The sequence below is a fragment of the Pedobacter terrestris genome (assembly GCF_052343045.1).
Lineage (GTDB): Bacteria > Bacteroidota > Bacteroidia > Sphingobacteriales > Sphingobacteriaceae > Pedobacter.
Genome location: NZ_CP180264.1, coordinates 3,182,027 through 3,203,137, shown reverse-complemented (window position 1 = coordinate 3,203,137; position 21,111 = coordinate 3,182,027). Strand labels below are relative to the sequence as shown.

Sequence of the window (21,111 nt, the reverse complement as noted above, 5' to 3'; positions counted from 1 at the left end):
GGAAACACAACGAAGCAATATTCCTGATTAAGGTAATCCTGAGCAGCCCAGTATAATAATAAAGTGTTAAATTTTTTTTGTCATAATGATTTACATGACAGGTATTTAGCACTCCGTGGTCTGTAAACGAAAAAATATTTCAAACAGATTTCAATTTAATTGGGTTTGTCATTTGAATGTATCGAAATTTTTTTTGATATTGAGAAACCTAATCGAGTTGTATGAGAGTGATTTATTTGTCTTTAGTGTTTTGCTTTGCAGCATTAATGGCCCGTGCGCAAGAAGTGAAACCATATTTCGCTATATTGAAAACCAATTCCGGAAAATATAAGGGAATTCTATACCGTGTAGATTCAGACAAAATTGTACTTAAAAACGATACTGGTTTCAATCAGCTCGATATAAATGAGATTCAGCATGTGCAGATTCGAACTGTAAAAAAAGGGTATAAAGGTTTGTCTTTAACGAAGTCTGGTTCTGAAGGAGGTCCGTACAGCTTGAATGCCCAAGGTAAAATGGTCGACAAATGGGGTAAAGAAGCGCCAAGCCTGCAAGATGAGTTTGCAGCATCAGTTGCTTCGGTTCTCGTATCTGGCTTAGCCAATGTTGTATCTATGCCCCTGCACGCCATCAATCCAAATCTTGCAACATTCGATCTGGAGAAAGATAAAAGCAAAATGCAGGAACTTACGGCATATTCCATTTACTATCAGGCAAATTCAGATGCCACTGGTAAAATAAATGATATTAAAACCCTAACAAGTGTGGTTAAACCGCAATTTCATTAGGCTCGCGTTTGCTGAACATCAATCCTAAAGTCATTACAATACTTGTTCCCAAAACCACTAAAAATAAAAATGAGGTCCCGACTTGAGGGATTTTTAATGATTCTGGTAAATTAAAATACAACAAAATACTTATCAAACCTCTAGGTGCAATATATAGAATTGGCACCTGATTTCCTTTTTTGAAAACTTTCAGACAAAAGAACCGAATTGCATAAATGGTTGCCAGAATAAAAAAACCATTCGCCAATACAGCCGTATTATTCAGTTCAGAAACATTCATTGTAAAACCAAAAATAACGAAGAAAAACGTACGCAGAATAAAGGCACTCTCGGCAGATAGTTGGTACAATTGAGATAAATCATTGTTTAGGTTTTTATACAGAAAAATTCCCCTGAACCAGGCATGTTGAATAGTGTCTGCATTATTCAGAAATAGTCCTGTACTCAGAATTAAAACGAGTGAAGATAAATGGTGAGATTGCCCGATGGCGTAAACCAAAATCAGGATCGAGATTATTAAAAAGAACTTAATGTGGTGCACCAATTTCCCCATAATATAGAGCAAAACGACGCAAGCAATTGCGGAAAGCAAAATAATCAGAAAAGTACTTAATCCGAGGCCAATAAATGAAGAAGTAGAAACGGATGGATTGCTGATGACAAAGTTGAATATGATAATGCCCAGAATGTCCGAGAAAGAAGATTCGTAAATGACGAACTCTTTGTCTTTATTCCCCAAAGCTGCGGCAGAAGGAATGGCAATTGCCGAACTGATTACACTAAACGGCACTGCGTTGGCAATACAAGTGTATAGGTCTTTATGTGTGATCTGGTAAATAATCAACGTAATTATGGTAACCGTAATTAATAAAATGGTAAATGCCGAGAGAAAAGCACTTTTAATCACTTTGTTTTTGTGTTTATCATACTTCAGTTCCAGAGAACCTTCAAAAACAATCAGAATTAAACCAACTGTGCCTAATGTGGGCAAAATAGTTAAAAAGTTAAATGTTTTAACCTGAAGGTAATCTACCAGAAAACGCAGGCCAATGCCGAGCATCAGTAGCAATAAAACAGAAGGTATTTTTGTTTTATTAGCCACTAAATCAAACAGATAGGAAAAAATTACCAATCCGCTTAAAATAATAAGGATCGTATAGGTCGTCATATTTTAAACAAGTGTTAAGTCGCTAAAATAAGACAATCAAATTAAGAAAATGTGTTTTTTAACTAAAATTAGGCTTTAAAGAAGAGTGCTTTAAGTTCGCTGGCATCATCAGGATCCATTTTCCCGCCTAAAACCAAACGCAATTGGCGGCGACGTAAGGCACCTTGAAAAAGTTCAATTTCATCATCAGTTTCCGGAATAACTTCTGCTATCGGAATGGTTCTGGCACTTTGATCTACGGCAACAAAAGTATAATATGCTTCGTTACTTTTTTGGCGTGCGCCACTCGGAATATTTTCAGACCAAACATCTAATCTAACTTCAACAGATGTATTAAATGCACGTGTAACTTTAGCCTCAATGGTAATTACATCGCCCAGTTTAATAGGTTGCTTAAAAGAAACATTATCAACAGATGCCGTTACAACAATGCGGTTGCAATGTTTTTGAGCAGAAATTGCTGCGGCAATATCCATCCAGTGCAACAACCGTCCACCCATCAAATTGTTCAAAGTGTTGGTATCGTTTGGCAGCACCAATTCATTCATCACTGTAAAACTTTCTCTTGCAAATTTCTTTTTTAAGCTCATAATTGAGCGCAAAAGTACATAAAACCGATTTAATATTTTTAGAAAAGCAGGGCGTTAAATCGGGATAAAGTCAATTTTTTGTTCGGTTGTCTGAATAAAAAGGCTCTTCAGTTGGCTTTTCCGAAACAAATTTTTTCCAAACATGTTATCCATGCTAAACTCAACTCCATGCAGAACCTAACTCTTATTCAATACTTTCATTGGTATTATAATGAAGAACAAAATTTGTGGCTAAAAATAGCCAAAGAAGCAGAAAATTTAAAGAATATTGGTGTAACATCTGTCTGGATGCCGCCGGCGTATAAAGCCAGTAACGGCGGTTATTCTGTTGGTTATGATGTATATGATCTTTTTGATCTGGGCGAATTTGATCAGAAAGGAAGTGTAAATACCAAATACGGATCTAAAGAGGAATATTTGCAGGCCATAAACGCATTGCATGAACAAGGAATTGAAGTTGTTGCCGATGTTGTTTTTAACCATAAAGCCGGAGGCGATGAATTAGAACGTGTTCAGGTTCGGCGTGTAAATGAAGATAACCGAAATGAGTTTACCAGCGACGTTTTTGAAATTGATGCGTGGACGAAGTTTACCTTTCCGAATCGAAACGGGAAATATTCTGGTTTTGTATGGAATCAGGAATGTTTTAGCGGTGTGGATTGGGCCGAAGATTTGAAAGAAACGGCAATTTTTTCTATTCAGAACCATGCTGGAGAAGGGTTTGAAGATGTTCCATCTACCGAAAATGGCAATTACGATTATTTAATGTTTAACGACATTGATTTCAGAAACCGGTATGTTATTGAAGAATTGAAATATTGGGGCGAATGGATTGTGGAGACTGCAGGTGTAGATGGTTTTCGTTTGGATGCAGTAAAACATATAAATCCGCATTTTATCATCGAATGGATTGACCATTTGAATACTAAATTTAATCGGAAGTTTTTTGTAGTGGCCGAAAACTGGGACGTAATTAATACCACAGAACAAGAAGATTATATCAAGCTTACTGAAGGTAGAACACAGATTTTTGATTCCTTATTGCATCACAATTTTTTTATGGCCAGTAGGGAAGAAGGCTACGATATGCAAACGATATTTGACAATACGTTGGTTCAGATTCATCCAGAATTGGCTGTTACTTTTGTGGACAATCATGATACCCAGCCTTTGCAGGCATTAGAAGCGTATGTAGAATTTTGGTTTAGGCCTTTGGCTTATGCGATTATTTTGTTGCGCGAACAGGGAATACCTTGTTTGTTTTTTCCCGATTTACATGGCGGAATTTATGATGATAAAACTGCCGACGGCGAAGACGCGCATATTGAACTCGCCATTTTGCCTGAAATGGCTGAACTGACAAAAATTCGTAGAGATTTTGCCTATGGTTTGCAACGCGAATATTTTGATCACGGCAGTTGTGTAGGTTGGACGCGTGAAGGCGATGATGAACATGAAAATAGCGGACTAGCTGTAATCCTAAGCAATGGCGATGAAGGTTTCAAAACTATGGAAGTTGGACAAAAACATGCAGGCAAAAGCTTCAAAGATGCTTTAGGCCATCATGATGAAGAAATTGTTATCGACGAAAATGGTTTCGCAGAATTTCATTGTCAGAGTAAAAGCGTCTCCGTATGGATTGCTCAGCCTTAATTACTGGCTGGTTATTCTATTACTCAAATTGCTAAAACCGACTAAAGTTTCCCAGCGCATTCCTGGTTTTTTGTAATACACAAATATCTGATAAGAATTTTCGGTCTGGAAGAAAGAACCTTCGAAATCATTGGTTTCGGAGGTTTTTGTCATTTTATTAACCCAAATATATTCATAATCATAGAGGCCTTGTTTTAGCATCAGGTTGCAATAGAATTGTTTTTTTGCAGGGTCATAAATCATTTTATTCTGATCTGTTAAAGCATAATTGTTAAATCTGCCAATAACGTAAGCATCGCCATTATCGCTGGGTGGCGTCGCATTCAGGGTAAACAAAACGCCCATATATTCGGCTTCTGTATTGTTGTCTCTCCCATCTGTATTGCGTACGAGAAAATTGCCGCCTTCATCTACTTCATTAGAGTAATTTGCCGTATTTCTGGAAGCATCAGCAAAAAGAAATACATCAACAGATTTGCTGTCGCGATAAATTTCCCTAACATTCGCGCCCTTACTTCTGATACTGCGCGTGTCAAACCGTCTAAATTCATTTCCACCGTAAAAAGTGTTGGTGGCAACATCATTGTAAATAAGTTGTCCCGGTTTCACAAATGCTGGTTTCGTGTTTATTTGAGCTGTGTTTGGATTAAAATTTTGCATCACAATTGCTTTAATATCCTGATAAGGATTTGCGATCGCCATTTGATAATTGATAATGAAATTGATTTTCTGTCTGGCATTTTTTCCTTCAACCTGAATTGGATTTCCCACTTCTCCGCCAACACCAACCTGACTTTCCAGAACATAAAACCGTTGTGAAACTGCGGGTTTGTTTTTATCTCCATCAAGGTAAATTTTTAAAATATAGTTCCCTGCAATTTTGGGCGAAACCTGGCTGTTGGGTAAAATGAGTTCGTAATGTGTGTATTTACGCGCTGTGTTCGAAGAATAGCGATATGTATTAAGCCGATCTTCTCCAAAGCCTTCAAGATAATCGAGATTTAAAATTTTTGAGGTTTGCCAATCTGAGGTGCAATGTTCAATGGTGTACCAATAGTTTTGCGTGCCGCCTAAAAGATCATCGAATGAGAAAGTAATTGTTTCGCCAGAGCGTAAAGTAATTAGCGGGATACTTTGTTCTTTGTTCGTGTTGTAACAGAGTGCCGTTTTAATATTCGGAAGATAAATGCGGTTCTCGTTGCTAAAGCTGTTGCTTTGCGCAAGGCTTTCGTTAAAACAAAATAGGAAAAGGATGATGAGTATCTTTTGCATGGTTATAAAAGTAAAATTTTAACCCGAAGGTGCAAAATGGTTGAGGAAAGCGATCGCTTTGTCCTCTTGGAACTTTTACTTCATCGTCATTGCGAACAGAAGCGTTGGAAGTTAGTTTGTAGGGTGAAGCAATCTTTTCAGGGAATAAGGCGCGGCAGGTTGCAGTTTTTCTTAGCAACAATGGCTTCTGTGCCTTCCGTGTTTCCGTGGCAACTTTTTTTAGTTTAGAAAGAATGCATTGTGGCTATAATTCGCAATTTTGTTTGCCACGTAAACACGGAATTAGGGAAACTGGTTGGTTGTTATTTAGAACTTCTCTGTTTGCTTACCCAAAAGTAGGGGCAGGCTACCATTTATCCTCTGAATTATGGGTTTTTAATCATCGTCATTGCGAACAGAAGCGTTGGAAGTTGTTTGTAGGGCGAAGCAATTTTTTCAGGGAATAAGGCGCGGCAGGTTGCAGTTTCTCTTAGCAACAATGGCTTCTGTGCGTTCCGTGTTTCCGTGGCAACTGTTTTAGTTTAGAAAGAATGTATTGTGGCTATAATTCGCAGTTTTATTTGCCACGGAAACACGGAATTAGGGAAACTGGTTGGTTGTTATTTAGAACTTTCCTGTTTGCTTACCCAAAAAGTAGGGGCAGGCTACCATTTATCCTCTGAATTACGAGTTTTTAATCATCGTCATTGCGAACAGAAGCGTTGGAAGTTGTTTGTAGGGTGAAGCAATCTTTTCAGGGAATAAGGCGCGGCAGGTTGCAGTTTCTCTTAGTAACAATGACTTCCGTGCCTTCCGTGTTTCAGGGGCAACTGTTTTAGTTTAGAAAGTATGTATTGCGGCTATAAATCGCAGTTTTATTTGCCACGGAAACACCGAATTTGGGAAACTGGTTGGTTGTTATTTAGAACTTTCCTGTTTGCTTACCCAAAAGTAGGGGCAGGCTACCATTTATCCTCTGAATTACGGGTTATTAATCATCGTCATTGCGAACAGAAGCGTTCGAAGTTGTTTGTAGGGTGAAGCAATCTTTTCAGGGAATAAGGCGCGGCAGGTTGCAGTTTCTCTTAGTAACGGTGGCTTCTGTGCCTTCCATGTTTCAGTGGCAACTGTTTTAGTTTAGAAAGAATGTATTGCGACTATAATTCGCAGTTTTATTTGCCACGGAAGCATAGAATTTGGGAAACTGGTTGGTTGTTATTTAGAACTTTCCTGTTTGCTTACCCAAAAAGTAGGGGCAGGCTACCATTTATACTCTGAATTACGGGTTTTTAATCATCGTCATTGCGAACAGAAGCGTTGGAAGTTGTTTGTAGGGTGAAGCAATCTTTTCAGGGAATAAGGCGCGGCAGGTTGCAGTTTATCTTAGTAACAAGGGCTTCAGTGCCTTCCGTGTTTCCGTGGCAACTTTTTTGTTTAGAAAGAATGTATTGCGGCTATAATTCGCAGTTTTATTTGCCACGGAAACACGGAATTAGGGAAACTGTATGGATGATTACTAATCGCTCAAATCGTATTTGCGAGGCACGACGCAAGGCTACTACTTGTAGTATTTTAAACCCATAGCATAAAGATTGCTTCGTGCCTCGCAATGACGGGGCGTCTAATTCGGTGTGATTGCGGAAAAAAAACTTTTTTATCCCCCCAATTCCATAATCTCAGATGCAAGCGTCTCCCATTTATTCTGAAGGGCATCCAATTCCGATTTGGTATTTTGGTAGCGTGTATTTGTTTCTGCAAGTTTATCCACTTTGCTGTATACAGATTCATCTGCCAGTTCTGCTTCAATTGCTTTCACATTTTCTTCCAGGTCTGCAATCTGTTTTTCTATTTTTTGCAACTCGTCGTTCAGTTTTTTTAACTGATTTGCCGTATTTGGAGTAACAGGTTTAGGTGCTGGTTTTTCCTTTTCAGGCATTTTAACCGGAATTGGTTTAGAGATGGGAACTATGCGTTTGCTGTTCCACTCTTCATATTCGGCATAAGTACCCGGATATTGTTTAATTTTTTCTTCCTCAATAAACCAGATTTTATTGGCTACATTATCCAGAAAATATCTATCGTGAGAAACCGAAATAAAGGTTCCTTCAAATTGTTGTAAAGCTTGAATCAAGATATTTACCGATTGAATATCCAAGTGATTGGTAGGCTCATCCAGAATAAGGAAGTTGGAATCTGTAGTCAGTGATTTTGCCAGCGCTACACGAGATTTTTCTCCTCCGGAAAGTACTTTGATTTTTTTGAATACATCATCGCCAGTAAACAGGAAACAGCCCAAAATACCTCTAATTTCAGTATCTGAATGTTTTGGGGCAAAAGCCTGAAGTTCCTCCAAAATAGAATTGTCTAAGTGCAAAGATTCCAGCTGATGCTGCGCAAAGAATGTTGTGGTTACATTGTGACCGGTTTCGCACATTCCGTCAAATCCTTCAGTGCCGGCAATGATTCTGAGTAGCGTAGATTTACCTTTACCATTGGCGCCAATCAAAGCAATTTTATCGCCTTTTTCAATTACGGCTTCTGCATCGTCCAGAATGTGAACATTTGGATAACGTTTGGTTGCATGCTCAATGCGGACTACATGGCGACCGGATGGTTTGGTAAATTTGAAACTGAAATTTACCGTCGGGTTGTCATCATCTACATCTTCAACACGTTCCATTTTATCCAAGGCTTTCATCCTCGATTGGGCCATTTTGGCTTTACTCGCTTTTGCTTTAAAACGTTCAATCAAACGTTCTTCTTGCTTAATTTTAGCCTGTTGGTTTTTAAATTCGCCTTTCTGAATTTCAGATCTTAATGATTTTTCTTCCAGATAGAAACTATAATTTCCGGCGTAGATAGTGAGTTTGCCCTTACGGGATTCTACTGTTCTGTTTACAATTTTATCCAGAAAATACCTATCGTGCGATACGATTACAATTGCACCTTCAAAGCCTGCCAAATAAGTTTCCAGCCATTTAATGGAAGGTAAATCCATGTGATTGGTTGGCTCATCGAGCAAAAGAATATCCGGATTCTGAAGAAGAATTTTAGCCAGCATTACCCGCATGCGCCAACCTCCAGAAAAGGTATTTAAGGCTCTTTGCTGATCTGAAGTGCTAAAACCTAAACCTGCCAGAATTTCGTTGGCGCGGTATTCAATATTGTAGCCATCAAGCGCTTCAAACTCCTGTTGTTTATCACTCAGTTTATATAAAACCTCTTCGCTATAATCGGTTTCTATTTTCTTTAATAGTTCTTCAATTTCGTCATGAAGCCTGTTTTGGCGTTCAAAAGCCTCCATGGCAACATGCAAAATGCTATTGTGTGATTCGTAAGAAAGTAAATCCTGGTTTAAGTAACCGATTTTCAGATCTTTAGACATGGAGATAGTGCCAGAACTGGGTGCATATTCGCCAACAATCAGTTTTAAAAGTGTAGATTTTCCGGTACCATTTGCACCAATTAAACCAGCGCGATCGCCGGGTTTAATGTGCCAGTTTGCATCATCGTATAAAGCCCTTGAGCCAATAAGAAAAGTTAAATTATTTATTGAAATCATTTCGGCTGCAAAAGTACGAAATTTAAAGGTCTTTTTGCGCGCTAAATCAGATGTGTCAATTCTTGCTTGTTATGGGTTTATAAAATTAAAATCTATAAAAATATCGCTTCAAAAAATGCTGCTTTTTCCAACGTATAACATACGCTTCATTTTCGGAATTGTTAACTTTTGCCTGTAAGGTAAAAGCTTGCAGCCATAGAAAAGGAATCCGTCCTGATATTCAGTTTCGTATTTTTAAATTGTGGTATGTACTAAACAAACCGGCGTCAATCACAGTATTTTATGCGCCTGTTGAAAGGAGGATATTTTAAATCGGCCGCCGTTGAGTTTAACTATTGCTTTGGTCACCGGAAATGATTTTTTTTATTGTAAACCCCTTTGGTTTGCAGGTTTTTGTTCATTTTTCCGCCAAGTTCTAAACGTTTAAAAGGATATAACTTTTAATATTGGCAAATCTACATCAGCTTTCAATAAAATATTCACAGGTATTTTATTTCGAGTGCTATCCGATCAGCGTAAAGCAAAGTATCTTGCCGAAACGGAGCACCACCTTTTATTAAAAATGTATTCAGATTTATAGTAAGCGGCTGGAAATGGCTAAAAAAGGAAATATTGGGCTTTGGAAACGAACTTCCCCCTCAATGTTTTTGTTAATCACTTTGGTGATTTCTGTAGTAAGCGTTTGTGGAATCAGGTAAGGCATTAGAACAATAACGCAAAGAAAATGGCGAAATATACTCCGGTGATTTTGAACGGTTTTTTTAAATTTCAGGCTTTTATTTTTTTGCAAAGGTAAAGCTTAAAACCCATAGGAATATTAATTTAACATTTTTTTGAAGCCAAATTTTTTTATGACTAACTTTGTACTGTACTAAAAATAACTACAGTATGAATAACAATCGGTTCCCGATCTCTCTGCATGTTCTCGTTTTATTGGCGAAAAACAATGGGCGTTTGGTGAGTTCCGATTACCTTGCAGGCAGTATCAATGTAAATCCAGTAATCGTTAGGAAAGAGATCATTAATTTGCGTAAACATGGTTTTGTAGAAAGTAAAGAGGGTAAAGGCGGGGGTACTACGCTGGCGAAAGCAGCAAGCCAGATTTATCTTGGCGATATTTACAAGGCCGTTCGTCAAAATGCAATTCTGGGGCAAAACAAAAATGATCCAAATCCAAAATGCCCGGTTGGAAGACAAATCAACCAAAATCTCGATGACCTGTATGCTGATGCTGAAAAAGCTTTGATTGACCAATTGTCTACACAGACGCTTGAAAATTTTTGTAAAAAATTTACCTAATAAAAAAAATCATAATAACTGTAACAAAAAATGTTACAATAAATTTTACTTATGAAACAAATGCTATTTTTTATTCTGGCCATCACCATGTTGGCGAATGGAATACACGCACAAACGCTCAGGGTTTTTGATGCGCGTCCTTTAACTTTAACGGTTATTAATGCTCCAGATTCGGGTTTCGGCGTCAACTCAATTTTAGTATCGGGCAAAACTGATGCGATTCTGGTAAATGCTCAATTCACGAAAAGCAACGCGCTGAAAGTTGTAGAGGTGTTGAAAGCAAGTGGCAAAACATTAAAACAGATTTATATTAGTTATGAAGATCCGGATTATTATTTTGGATTGGCGTGGATAAAAAGTGCTTTTCCAGATGTTTTAGTCACCGCAAAACCTTCAATTATCGAACATATAAAAGCCACTCAACAAAATAAATTAGATACTTGGGGTGCCATATTTAAAGATCAGATGCCGACAAATGTAATTCTTCCTCAAGTACAAAAAAGCGATACGCTCTGGGTAGAGAATACGCCAATGCTTATTAAGAACACCACAGCCGATACCAAAAAAGGAACTTACATCTGGATTCCATCTTCTAAAGTTTTGTTTGGCGGCAATGCTATAGTTGGACATAAACATGTATTTACGGCTGATGACCAGACTAAAGAAAAAAGGGAAAAACGAATTGCCATTCTGGAAGATATGTTAAAATTAAAACCGCAGATTGTTATTCCAGGTCATATGACTGCAAATGCAGCTTGTGATACATCTGCGATTCTGTTTACACAAAAATACCTTCAAGATTTCGATGTAGAATTGGCAAAATATAAAAAATCGGCTGATCTGATCAAAGTGATGGACGCCAGATATCCGAATCTTGAAGGCAAAACCAGTTTGGAGCTTGGCGCTAAAGTGAATACCGGCGAAATGAAATGGTAGAAAAATAATTAATTATTAAAAAACAATATAAAATCAAAAATTATGAAAGTAGCATTAATTGGCGCAACCGGCTTTGTAGGCAAAGCCCTTTTAACAGAATTATTGGAACGCGGGCACCAAGTGCTTGCCATTGCACGCAATACGGATGCAATTGATACCGTAAATGATCAATTGACCAAAGCGTCTGTAGATGTATTGGACGTAGAAAAACTGGCTGGTATTTTGGCTGGTGCAGATGCGGTGGTAAGCGCATTTAACGCGGGATGGACGAATCCAAACATTTATGACGATATTATGAAAGGGGCAGAAGCCATTCAAACGGCTGTGAAGAAATCCGGAGTAGAACGTTATATTTTCATTGGTGGCGCTGGCACCTTACAAATTGACGGACAACAACTGGTAGACGGACCAGATTTTCCGGCAGAAATTAAACCGGGAGCCTCTGCTGTACGTGATTATTTCAACATTCTTAAAAAAGAAACCGGATTTAACTGGTTGTTTTTTTCTCCGGCAATTGAAATGCATCAAGGGATCACCATCGGTAAAACAGGTAAATATCGTTTAGGTAAAACCAGTCCGGTTTTTAATGAAGATGGGCGCTCAATTTTATCAGTTGAAGATTTATCTGTCGTAATTGTAGATGAATTGGAGAATAATGTTCATTATCAGGAACAATTTACAGCCGCATATTAAAAGTAGTGGGTAAGGTGGAAACAGCAGTGTAGGCCAAAAGAAGATGTAAGATAGATGATATATTATTATCTGTCTTACATTTCCCACCTTACATTTTTTCTATATTTTATTTATCTTCGTGGCATGTATCGAATAATTAAGCCTATATTTTTCAAATTTGATCCTGAAAACGTTCACTATTTCGTTGTTAAGAGATTAAAGTGGTTTAATGATAAATTTCCGCTCGGAAAAACCATCATCAGAAGTAGTTTTGACGTACACATTAAAGGTTTGGAACGAGAAGTTTTCGGAATTAAGTTCCGAAATCCCGTTGGTCTTGCTGCAGGTTTTGATAAAAACGGCGAATATGTAGAAGCGTTAAGCAACCTGGGTTTTGGTTTTATAGAAGTTGGAACCGTTACGCCGATGCCACAACCCGGAAACGATAAGCCAAGAATGTTTCGCTTGCCGAATGATAAAGCCTTGATTAACAGAATGGGTTTTAACAATAAGGGTGTAGATGTAATGGCAGAACGTTTGCGTATTCTAAAAGATAAACATCCTGATATTGTTGTAGGCGGTAACATCGGGAAAAACAAAGCCACGCCAAATGAAAATGCGGTAGACGATTATATTAAGTGTTTTGATCGTCTTTTTGATGTTGTAGATTATTTTGTGGTTAACGTAAGCTCTCCAAATACGCCTGGTTTGCGCGAACTTCAGGAAAAGGAACCTTTGAAAAAAATCCTGAATACCTTGCAGGAGCGTAATTTGAAAAATGTAGTGAATCGGCCGATCTTGCTTAAAATAGCGCCCGATTTAACAGATGCACAATTAGATGATATTATTGAAATTGTTGCCGAAACTAAAATTGCTGGCATTATTGCAACCAACACAACCATCAGTCGCGATAATCTGAATACCGAGAAAATATTAACCGGAGAAACCGGTGGATTAAGTGGTAAACCGGTTAAAGAACGCTCTACAGAAGTAATCCGTTATCTTTCAGAAAAATCAAATAAAGCTTTCCCCATCATTGGTGTTGGTGGTATCCACTCTGCTGAGGACGCACAAGAAAAATTAGATGCTGGCGCTTCTCTGGTACAATTGTATACGGGTTTTATTTATGAAGGACCTGGATTAATCAAAAGTATCTGTAAAGCACTGGTTTCTGCACCTTAAAGTTTTTTGAGTGTAAAGCTTTTGCCGGATTGATTTAAAATCATCGTTTTCTCGTTTGGTTTAAACTCAAGAACAATACCAGAAGCAGAAAATTCAAAACGATCTTTCGCGGTAGCCGCCATTTGTATTTCCGTTTGTCCGCTTGCCTGGGTAAACAATTTATTATCTTTTTTACTTACGGTAATTTTAAAAGGAAAATTTTCTGCGGCATATACACCGAGATAAGGTTCGAGATCTTCGGGTTTTAAATCAATTGTCTTAAAGTTTGGGATGGATATTGTTTTGCCATAAACAGCATCTAATCCAGAAAGCATAAGCTTCATGTTTGAATATTCATTTCCGTTAGATAATACGGCAATAGAGATTTTGTCTGCAGGGAAGTAACCCAAAATGGATGAAAATCCATCAATGCCGCCAGTGTGGCCAAAACCGAATTTATCATGGTAATAAAAAGATTTAATTCCTAAACCATATCCGTCAGTCATCATTTCCATTTGTTTTAGACTAGTATCAGAAACAATTTTATTTTCCATTAGCGCGAACATAAACGTGTTTAAATCCATCACATTTGAAACTATTGCACCAGCGCCCAGTGGGATAGACATGTCGGTTTCTGTTTCCTTTTTCCATCCATTATCAAATCCATAAGAATTGGCTTCATTGGCGTTCAAGCTAATTTTAGAGCCAACGTAGGTATTCGTAAGTTTTAGTGGTTTAATAATTTTTGCGTTTAAGAGCTCCGAGAAAGATTTTTTATATACTGTTTCCAGAATGAATGTAAGTAATATATAATTGGAGTTGCTGTAAGCGTATTTCGTGCCGGGCTCAAAGTCGGTTCCGCCATCGGCAATAATTTTTACCAATTCTTCACGGCTCTTTTTCTGCGTATTCCATTGCATAAAGTCGGGCAAACTGGTCAAATTGTGTATGCCGCTTCTATGGCTGAGTAAGTTGGTTATAGTTATCTTTTCGTTGTTTTTAACCGATGGGAAAAATGTATCGAGGGTTTGGTCTAATTTGATTTTATGCTCTTCAATCGCTTTCATCACCAGTGTGGCTGTGAAAATTTTTGAGATAGACCCGATTCTATATTTTGATTCTATTGAAGCAATTTGTTTGGTTTCTATATCGCGAAAGCCGATTGCCCGACTAAAAACACTTTTCCCGTTTATGGCGATTGCAAAAGTACCCATAAACTTGTCGTTACTTTTTAAAGCAGTAAAAAGACTATCTAAGCCTTTGACATTTAGCTGTTGAGCAAAAGAAAAACAAGGAAGAATAAGGAGTAGAGCGGTGAGAAAGCAATTTTTCATCTGTGAGTCGTAATTTTTTTGAAGATAATCAAAAGAATCCAGATAAGCCGAATAGATTTATGGGGTCGGTTTTACTAACGATGAGGCCGAGATGCGTTTGCTTTTAAATCAAAATCCGGGCGTTGATTATCACGGAAAAAACAATAACCTTATTGTGATCTGATTTTCGAAAAACACAACTTATGTTGTGCAGCCTTCAATTATGGCAAGAAAGAGAATAAATTTTGAGGCATAAAAAAAGCATCCTTTGATCAGAAGGATGCTTTAAAATCTTTATAGAAGAATGCTAAACTATTTTGCCAATGCAGCTAAAACAGCGTTGTTTTTAGCCAATTGATCATTTTTAGGTTGAGCTGAACGACTTCCCAACTCGATGTTGGTTGCTCTTTTCAAAAAATCAACTTCTTGTTTTGCAAAGTTTTTATTTCTTCTGTCTTTTCTTTTTAATCTGGTAACTGCCATGGTATTAACCTTTTATTATTTTATTTGTACAAATGGAGGTCGAGAGCGGATTCGAACCGCTGTAGAAGGTTTTGCAGACCTCTGCCTAGCCACTCGGCCACTCGACCTTAAATTCAAGGCTGCAAAAATAGTGATTTATAGTTACTACGCAAATAAAATTTCAATAAAATTGAATTTACTTTTGCCATCTAATTAGTTCTGAGCAAAATATTGCTGCACTTACTGCTACGTTTAAAGATTCTGCTGCGCCCACTCTTGGGATGGTAACTGGTTGATTGACTTTGGATACCAAAGCGGGAGAGATCCCTTTTCCTTCGTTTCCAAGAACAATTAAACCTTCGTTTCCCCAGTCCATTTTATAGATAGATTTCCCATCCAGCAAAGCACCAAAAAGCGGAATTTTGACTTCGTTTACTAGATTTTCTAAGTTTTGATAATACATTTCTACTCTGGCAAGTGAGCCCATTGTAGCCTGAACGGTTTTTGGATTGTAGGCTTCTACTGTATCTTCAGAACAGATTACACGTTTAAAGCCAAACCAATCTGCCGTTCGGATAATTGTGCCGAGGTTGCCCGGATCTTGCACGCCATCTAAAACCAAAGTAAACTGTTTTTGTAAGTCTTTCGGTTGGATAGGCATGTTTTTAGGCAAGTTAACCAATGCCAGAAAACCCTGTGGCGTTTGCAGTGTACTAATCTTATCCAATTCAGCGTTGTTTACTTCAAATAAGTTTATATTTGTTGGCAGTTTGGGTAACAAATGGGCGAACTCTTTGTTGTAAAATATGGCCTGAATCTGGTAATTTGAATCCAGAAATTCCTGGATGGATTTTATCCCTTCAACCAGGAACAAGCCATGTTCTTTGCGATATTTTTTTTGATGTAACGATTTAACAAAACTAATCTGAGATTTTGAAAGCATACCAATACCTTATAAATATTAAACTGAAAAACCCTGCAATATTACTATTAATTATTGTTTTAATGCAGGCCTGTTCATCAACCAAATATATTGCAGATTATCAGGCTATCGTTAAGAATGTAAGCATTGATAGTGTAGATTCCAAGTTTTCTGAAGAAGCGTATAATTATGTTCAGAAAGACATTCGTCCGGCATCAACCTTTAGTATAAATGTTCCGCTGTACAATCTCTTTAACACGCAAGATGGCCGTTACAAAACCAATAACATTAAGCCTTTCGGTACGCCACCAGCCATTCTGGACAGTACGCTTGTAGAAATATCGCGCACGCAAATAGAGAAATTTCTGAATGGAAAAGGATATTTCCAGGCTAAGGTCACGTCCGATATTCAGGTCAAAAATAAAAAGGCAGATATCCATTTCAAAGCCACACCAGGGCCTGCGTATTTTATCGGAAGATTGAAAGATTCTATCCCGAATGGAACCATAAAATCTATTTATTCTGGCAATAAGGCAAGAGTTTCACATTTGCATGCAGGTATGCAATACGATTCTGATTCCTTAACTTATGAGCGCGAGCAGATTTATCAGTTAATGAAAGAGAATGGATATTTCTATTTTCTGCGCCCATATATCAGTTTTGACGTTATTGGCGCCGATGCCAGTTCTAAAGACCATAAAGTAGACGTTCGGTTAAATGTAATCAATCCAGAAAAAGGGGAGCACAGACAATATGCGATTGGTTATACGCATATGTTAATTGCGCCTAATCCCGATGGTTTCCCGGATTCTGTTCGCTATAAACTGAGTAAGGATACACTAAATGGGATTATTTATACCGATTTTTCCAAGCGGTACAGACGGAATCCTATTGTACGATACGATTTTCTCAAAGAAGGCGAACTGTTTGATATTCGGAATGAAAACCTCACTTATGATCGTTTATATCAGTTAAATATTTTTAAAAACGTAAAAATTGACTATTTCAACAGAGATAGCACGTCAAATAAAGTCAATGCAGTAATTCAGCTTACGCCGCAAAAAGTGATGAGCAACCGGATAGAAGGAGAAGTACCGTTTAATGGCGGTACGGTTGGTTTCAATTTGAGTAATACGTATACAAACAATAACCTTTTTCGTGGTGCAGAACGGTTTGAACTTCAGGTAAAAGGAGGTTTGCAATCACGGATCGGGAATGGTCAATCTCCATTTAAAGATATCTATCAACGCGATTTTTCGATCAGTGCAAGTATAAGTGTACCCAGGTTACTTATTCCGTTTTACAACCCAACATTGGGCGGAAACGGAATGCCGCATACCACATTTTCATCCAGTTATATTTATGCGCTGCAAAAAGATATCTTAACACGTCGGATTTTAATCAATTCGGTAACGTATGATTGGGTAGAAACAAAATCAAAACTCCACTCGCTAACCCCATTAAATTTTGAGTATCGTTTTGGTAATCTGGAAACGCAGAATATCGATTTTAATACGCTTTTTAATAATCAGTATTATGTAGATCTGCTTGGAAGGAAAGACATCACTTTTGGTTCTAAATACACGTACTCTTTAAACGCCGATAAATTATTGCAGTTGCGCAGTTTTGTTTATTTCCGCGGAAATATTGACGTTGCCGGAAACAGCATTTGGGCGGTTTCCCGTCTTACAGGATCGAAACACAATCCGACCAATTTTTTGGATGCAGATTCTACGCAGAGGGATTACGGCCAGATTGCGGGTTTGCCATATAACCAGTATGTACGCCCGGAAATTGATATCCGCTGGTACAAACATTTGGGCGGTAACCGCCAGTTTGTTGCGCGTTTAAATAGCGGTATTGGTTATGCTTACGGAAACTCGGTTTCTATACCTTTTGAGAAAAAATTCTTTGCGGGTGGTTCTAGTGGAATCCGCGCCTGGCAGGCACGGACTTTAGGGCCGGGAAGTTATAACCGGGATGTGCTGGCTTCTGATGCTGTGCGGCAAGCGCTTTTTGGTCTTGATCAAATTGGAGATTTGCGCCTCGAAGCCAATTTGGAGTACCGTTACCTAATTACCCGAAAATTCTTTGGTGCATCTTTAAAAGGTGCGGCATTTATAGATATGGGTAATGTGTGGACACTTGCCAGAGATGCAGACGATGCGCAGGCAGAAATCAAAATGTTTAAATTTAGCAGACTTGCCCAGCAGGCTGCAATTGGCGCAGGTATGGGTTTGCGGTATGATGTGCAGTACTTTGTTTTCCGCTTTGATATCGGATTGAAAATAAAAGATCCGCAATTTAGCGGATCTGATCAATGGGTTATTCAGAAATTTGTTTCTGGAGGCAAATCTTTCCGCGATACATATAATGCTACGCACGGGCCAGATACGTATCGTTTCTTACAATATAATTTCGGTATTGGTATGCCTTTTTAACAACTCGGATATGCCTGAGAAAATTATATTTTATCAAATGAGATTTTTAAGTCCGTCGAAAACACTTTCAAAAAAAGTAGATAGGTTTAATCCATTGCTGTGGTTAAAATAAACGAAAATCAGGAAGATGATCACCACAAAAATAATCAGTTTACGAAAAGCGAACGCCGTAATAATCAGCACAACCGGAATGATAAATAACCATAAACTGTTGATGCTGTAGGGTGTTAAGTCAGAATCTTTTTTGTACACATATACAAGTTTGCTGTGGGTTCCAAAATCATTTTGGTGTTTGATGTATACAAAGGTAGATTTATCAATTGGCAAAGGCAGAACAGCAATGCCATCATTAAATTTCAAAATTTGTGTAAAACCGCTTACGCTAAAAGTGTATACACCGCTAATATTTTCATTGGGTACACCAAGAGAATCTGCAGCAATAATTGCAAGTTTGTTGTTTTTTAACAGGTTTTCTTTTACCAGAAAATTATTGATTGACGCTTTCTGTGCGTGAGCGAAAAAATAGCCGAAGCATAAAAGACATAGTAAAATTATCCTTTTCATTCTATAGAACGTTTGTTGTAAATTAAGAATCCAATGTGCAATAATACGCCATTTCTTTTAATTGCATCATTGTATAAATTATAACTTAGGCTTACGGGACCTAAAGGTGAGTGGTAAACCAAGCCAGCGGTGCCGGCATAACGCAATTTTGTAATTGCTCTGGCGTAGGCAACATCTTGAAAATTGCTTAATTCAAATTCTTTGTGCGGAAGAAATAAATGAGCTTCTGCCCTGATATCTAGGTTTTTACGTAGCGAGTATATGTTTTTGATGCCACCTGCAGCATATGTCGCAGCCCTGAAACGGTCTAAAAATAAAGAGCGGCTATCCTGAAGTGGATAAAAAGCCGGAGCAAACAAAAGTGTAGAATAATAGTTGCTAAACAAAGGTTGATTAGAAATTACACCTTCTACCAAATAGCCAAAAGTGTATTTATTTAGGTGCAGGAAATAATTTTCCTGTGTTAGTTTGATAGTAGCCCAATGGCGCAATGTGCTTACACCTTTGATCTCTGCAAAACCGGGCGAATTTCTGAATATATTGCCTGGATTGTAATTCTCACGACCTGTAATATAACCTACACTTAATGAAAAACTTTGTCCGCTGGTGGCATACTGTTTTCTGTTTAGCGAGTTTTTTTCAAAGTTAACAGCACCTTTGTATCCATTGAAAATGGTCTGGTCCAATATATCGCCTAAAGCGAAAGTATTATTGGGGCTGTAGCGGTCATTGTTGTTGATAAAAGAGGAATGCAGTACAATTTTTGTATTGTAGTTTAAAGGCATTCCAATCATCAGGTCTATTTTCCGGTCAGATTGTTCGATGTAGGTTGGTTGTGGATTTTCGATAAAAATCTGGCTGGTATTGTAATAATTCCAGTGATTATAAGTCAGTTCTGCGGCCACAAATAGCGGTAGTTTTGTTGGATAATCAATCCTTCCGTTTACCTGTACAGATTCATAAAAACGGCCGGAGTAGAAGCTGGTGCCAAAAGTATAAGATTTGCGGTTCAGGTAATTGTATTCTGCACCCAGAAATACATTGCTGATCGGGCGTGTAGAAATGTTTCCGCCGAGTGCAATTTTAAAACTTTTTTTGGGCTGGGCAACTACTTCAAATGTATAACTGTCGGTTAAAGGCTGATAGGTAATTTTGGGGTAAATGGCCTCGAAAGTCTGGTCGGCAACAAGTTTGTAGTATCCTCTTTTGATATCAGCAAGATCAAAAGTCTTTTTATCGCTTTTGAATAAACGTTCTACATATTTTTTCTGTTGATCGTTTACCCCGCTCACTACAATATTGCTGAATTTAAAATCGGGTTTTTTAGCGTTAAATTTTTTCCGTTTCGCGGCCAAAGTAGCAGAATCTGTTCTGTTTTTAATCAATTCCTTAATCCGCGGCATGTCTGCAAGTGTTGCTTCATAACCTTTACGGATCAATTCTTCTACTGGTGTAAAATTGGTAGCACTGTAATCACCAACATCTGGTTGGATATAAACGCCGTTTTTTCCAATTAAGGTAGAGTCGGTTTTAGAAAGAAACATGTAGACCAAAAAACGGTTCATCAACCTGTCATCTATATTTTTTGGATATTCATTGTAGATTTTAGAAGAAACATTTGTGCCGATGATATAGTCTGGTTTGAAATCTTTTTTCATCACATCTACCGGAAAGTTGTTGTAAAGTCCGCCGTCAAAAACGTATTTTCCATCTAATTTAATTGGACGGTAAACAATAGGAACGGTCATCGTTGCGCGTACAGCTTCAGCCAAATCGCCTTTGGCCACCGTAATGCTTTCTTGCGAAAGTACATCTGCAACCATACATCTGAAAGGAACAAATAAATTGTCGAAATTGCCTTTAGACACCGCCGAAGCTTGAGAAAAAAGTTCTAAAAAAGCGAAATTAAGTGGAATATCATTGATGATATTAGAACGGAAGGAGAAGTGAAAACCCGTATCAATTGCAACTTTAGCACTTAGCATGGATGCATTGGGAGTGTTTTTCTGAAAAAAGAAAGTATAATCACTGGTATACCGTCCGTTTACCCAATTCTGGAAATCAGTACTGGTGGCAATTTTTTCTATTTCTGCTGGCGCATAACCTGCTGCATACATGGCGCCAACAATTCCGCCCATTGAAGTGCCTGTAATGTAGTCAATAGGAATGTGATTTTCTTCCAGCGCTTTCAGTGTACCAATATGTGCTAAACCTTTGGCGCCGCCCCCACTAAAAACCAAGCCTACTTTCTGCGCATAAGTCTGGGTAGCACACAGCATCAAGAATATCAGCAAAAAATTTTTATGAGTTACCACTCTCTAAAAATAAG

General features: G+C 38.0%; 16 protein-coding genes and 1 tRNA gene. 7 read left to right on the top strand and 10 right to left on the bottom strand.

Annotated features, from left to right (window positions below; translation table 11 throughout):
* Positions 1–221: 221 nt before the first annotated feature.
* Positions 222–788, top strand: a complete 567-nt coding sequence (locus ACJVDH_RS13515) for a hypothetical protein (protein WP_443943936.1) — start codon at positions 222–224, stop codon at positions 786–788.
* On the opposite strand, the gene ACJVDH_RS13510 is transcribed toward ACJVDH_RS13515, so the two are convergent.
* Together ACJVDH_RS13510 and ACJVDH_RS13505 are read right to left on the bottom strand one after the other, a co-directional pair.
* Entirely contained in the window at positions 769–1,956 is a 1,188-nt protein-coding gene (locus ACJVDH_RS13510) for a sodium:proton antiporter (protein ID WP_443943935.1), read from the bottom strand. The two genes, ACJVDH_RS13515 and ACJVDH_RS13510, sit on opposite strands and share 20 nt — an antisense overlap.
* Positions 1,957–2,024: 68 nt before the next feature.
* The gene (locus ACJVDH_RS13505; RefSeq protein WP_443943934.1) at positions 2,025–2,546 is read right to left on the bottom strand and encodes an acyl-CoA thioesterase; all 522 of its coding nucleotides are present in this window, start codon (positions 2,544–2,546) and stop codon (positions 2,025–2,027) included.
* Positions 2,547–2,714: 168 nt separating this feature from the next.
* Between ACJVDH_RS13505 and amyA the strand changes: the two genes are divergently transcribed.
* Positions 2,715–4,199: an alpha-amylase gene (amyA, locus tag ACJVDH_RS13500; RefSeq protein ID WP_443943933.1), complete on the top strand. Its 1,485-nt coding sequence runs from the start codon at positions 2,715–2,717 to the stop codon at positions 4,197–4,199.
* Here the strand turns inward: amyA and ACJVDH_RS13495 are convergent, their stop codons facing one another.
* Positions 4,200–5,471: a type IX secretion system plug protein gene (locus ACJVDH_RS13495; RefSeq protein ID WP_443943932.1), complete on the bottom strand. Its 1,272-nt coding sequence runs from the start codon at positions 5,469–5,471 to the stop codon at positions 4,200–4,202.
* A 1,633-nt stretch (positions 5,472–7,104) separates the two neighbouring features.
* Positions 7,105–9,012 carry an ABC-F family ATP-binding cassette domain-containing protein gene (locus tag ACJVDH_RS13490; protein ID WP_443943931.1) on the bottom strand — a complete coding sequence of 636 codons (1,908 nt, stop codon included), beginning with the start codon at positions 9,010–9,012 and terminating at the stop codon, positions 7,105–7,107.
* Between the two features lie 888 nt (positions 9,013–9,900).
* On the opposite strand from ACJVDH_RS13490, the gene ACJVDH_RS13485 reads away from it, so the two are divergent.
* The 4 genes from ACJVDH_RS13485 to ACJVDH_RS13470 all read left to right on the top strand — a co-directional run bounded on the left by ACJVDH_RS13485 (position 9,901) and on the right by ACJVDH_RS13470 (position 13,101).
* Positions 9,901–10,311 (top strand): Rrf2 family transcriptional regulator, encoded by a 411-nt coding sequence (locus ACJVDH_RS13485; RefSeq protein WP_443943930.1) that lies wholly within the window; start codon positions 9,901–9,903, stop codon positions 10,309–10,311.
* Positions 10,312–10,362: 51 nt separating this feature from the next.
* Complete coding sequence (locus ACJVDH_RS13480) at positions 10,363–11,247, top strand: MBL fold metallo-hydrolase (RefSeq protein WP_443943929.1); 885 nt, start codon at positions 10,363–10,365, stop codon at positions 11,245–11,247.
* 42 nt (positions 11,248–11,289) lie between these two features.
* On the top strand, positions 11,290–11,940 hold the full coding sequence (locus tag ACJVDH_RS13475; RefSeq protein ID WP_443943928.1) for an NAD(P)-dependent oxidoreductase: 651 nt from the start codon (positions 11,290–11,292) through the stop codon (positions 11,938–11,940).
* Positions 11,941–12,063: 123 nt separating this feature from the next.
* The gene (locus tag ACJVDH_RS13470) at positions 12,064–13,101 is read left to right on the top strand and encodes a quinone-dependent dihydroorotate dehydrogenase (protein WP_443943927.1); all 1,038 of its coding nucleotides are present in this window, start codon (positions 12,064–12,066) and stop codon (positions 13,099–13,101) included.
* Here ACJVDH_RS13470 and ACJVDH_RS13465 read toward each other — a convergent pair.
* The 4 genes from ACJVDH_RS13465 to ACJVDH_RS13450 all read right to left on the bottom strand — a co-directional run bounded on the left by ACJVDH_RS13465 (position 13,098) and on the right by ACJVDH_RS13450 (position 15,798).
* Positions 13,098–14,414 carry a serine hydrolase domain-containing protein gene (locus ACJVDH_RS13465; RefSeq protein WP_443943926.1) on the bottom strand — a complete coding sequence of 439 codons (1,317 nt, stop codon included), beginning with the start codon at positions 14,412–14,414 and terminating at the stop codon, positions 13,098–13,100. The genes ACJVDH_RS13470 and ACJVDH_RS13465 overlap by 4 nt on opposite strands.
* A 291-nt stretch (positions 14,415–14,705) precedes the next feature.
* Positions 14,706–14,876: a spore protein gene (locus tag ACJVDH_RS13460; protein ID WP_443943925.1), complete on the bottom strand. Its 171-nt coding sequence runs from the start codon at positions 14,874–14,876 to the stop codon at positions 14,706–14,708.
* Between the two features lie 33 nt (positions 14,877–14,909).
* A tRNA-Cys gene (locus ACJVDH_RS13455) sits at positions 14,910–14,983 on the bottom strand.
* A 68-nt stretch (positions 14,984–15,051) separates the two neighbouring features.
* Entirely contained in the window at positions 15,052–15,798 is a 747-nt protein-coding gene (locus ACJVDH_RS13450; RefSeq protein WP_443943924.1) for a TrmH family RNA methyltransferase, read from the bottom strand.
* On the opposite strand from ACJVDH_RS13450, the gene tamL reads away from it, so the two are divergent.
* On the top strand, positions 15,789–18,218 hold the full coding sequence (gene tamL / locus ACJVDH_RS13445; protein WP_443943923.1) for a translocation and assembly module lipoprotein TamL: 2,430 nt from the start codon (positions 15,789–15,791) through the stop codon (positions 18,216–18,218). The two genes, ACJVDH_RS13450 and tamL, sit on opposite strands and share 10 nt — an antisense overlap.
* A 33-nt stretch (positions 18,219–18,251) precedes the next feature.
* Here the strand turns inward: tamL and ACJVDH_RS13440 are convergent, their stop codons facing one another.
* Both ACJVDH_RS13440 and ACJVDH_RS13435 read right to left on the bottom strand, forming a co-directional pair.
* A complete protein-coding gene (locus ACJVDH_RS13440) occupies positions 18,252–18,782 on the bottom strand; it encodes a hypothetical protein (protein ID WP_443943922.1) in 531 nt (176 codons plus the stop codon).
* Positions 18,779–21,076, bottom strand: a complete 2,298-nt coding sequence (locus ACJVDH_RS13435; protein ID WP_443943921.1) for a patatin-like phospholipase family protein — start codon at positions 21,074–21,076, stop codon at positions 18,779–18,781. Before ACJVDH_RS13435 ends, ACJVDH_RS13440 begins: the two co-directional genes overlap by 4 nt.
* Positions 21,077–21,111: the final 35 nt, after the last annotated feature.

Coding starts and splice junctions, on each gene's coding strand:
- ACJVDH_RS13440 (WP_443943922.1), bottom strand. CDS start 18,782: ATGAAAAGGATAATTTTACTATGTCTTTTATGCTTCGGCTATTTTTTC.
- ACJVDH_RS13475 (WP_443943928.1), top strand. CDS start 11,290: ATGAAAGTAGCATTAATTGGCGCAACCGGCTTTGTAGGCAAAGCCCTT.
- ACJVDH_RS13450 (WP_443943924.1), bottom strand. CDS start 15,798: ATGCTTTCAAAATCTCAGATTAGTTTTGTTAAATCGTTACATCAAAAA.
- ACJVDH_RS13510 (WP_443943935.1), bottom strand. CDS start 1,956: ATGACGACCTATACGATCCTTATTATTTTAAGCGGATTGGTAATTTTT.
- ACJVDH_RS13485 (WP_443943930.1), top strand. CDS start 9,901: ATGAATAACAATCGGTTCCCGATCTCTCTGCATGTTCTCGTTTTATTG.
- ACJVDH_RS13465 (WP_443943926.1), bottom strand. CDS start 14,414: ATGAAAAATTGCTTTCTCACCGCTCTACTCCTTATTCTTCCTTGTTTT.
- ACJVDH_RS13505 (WP_443943934.1), bottom strand. CDS start 2,546: ATGAGCTTAAAAAAGAAATTTGCAAGAGAAAGTTTTACAGTGATGAAT.
- ACJVDH_RS13470 (WP_443943927.1), top strand. CDS start 12,064: ATGTATCGAATAATTAAGCCTATATTTTTCAAATTTGATCCTGAAAAC.
- ACJVDH_RS13495 (WP_443943932.1), bottom strand. CDS start 5,471: ATGCAAAAGATACTCATCATCCTTTTCCTATTTTGTTTTAACGAAAGC.
- ACJVDH_RS13460 (WP_443943925.1), bottom strand. CDS start 14,876: ATGGCAGTTACCAGATTAAAAAGAAAAGACAGAAGAAATAAAAACTTT.
- ACJVDH_RS13515 (WP_443943936.1), top strand. CDS start 222: ATGAGAGTGATTTATTTGTCTTTAGTGTTTTGCTTTGCAGCATTAATG.
- amyA (WP_443943933.1), top strand. CDS start 2,715: ATGCAGAACCTAACTCTTATTCAATACTTTCATTGGTATTATAATGAA.
- ACJVDH_RS13490 (WP_443943931.1), bottom strand. CDS start 9,012: ATGATTTCAATAAATAATTTAACTTTTCTTATTGGCTCAAGGGCTTTA.
- ACJVDH_RS13480 (WP_443943929.1), top strand. CDS start 10,363: ATGAAACAAATGCTATTTTTTATTCTGGCCATCACCATGTTGGCGAAT.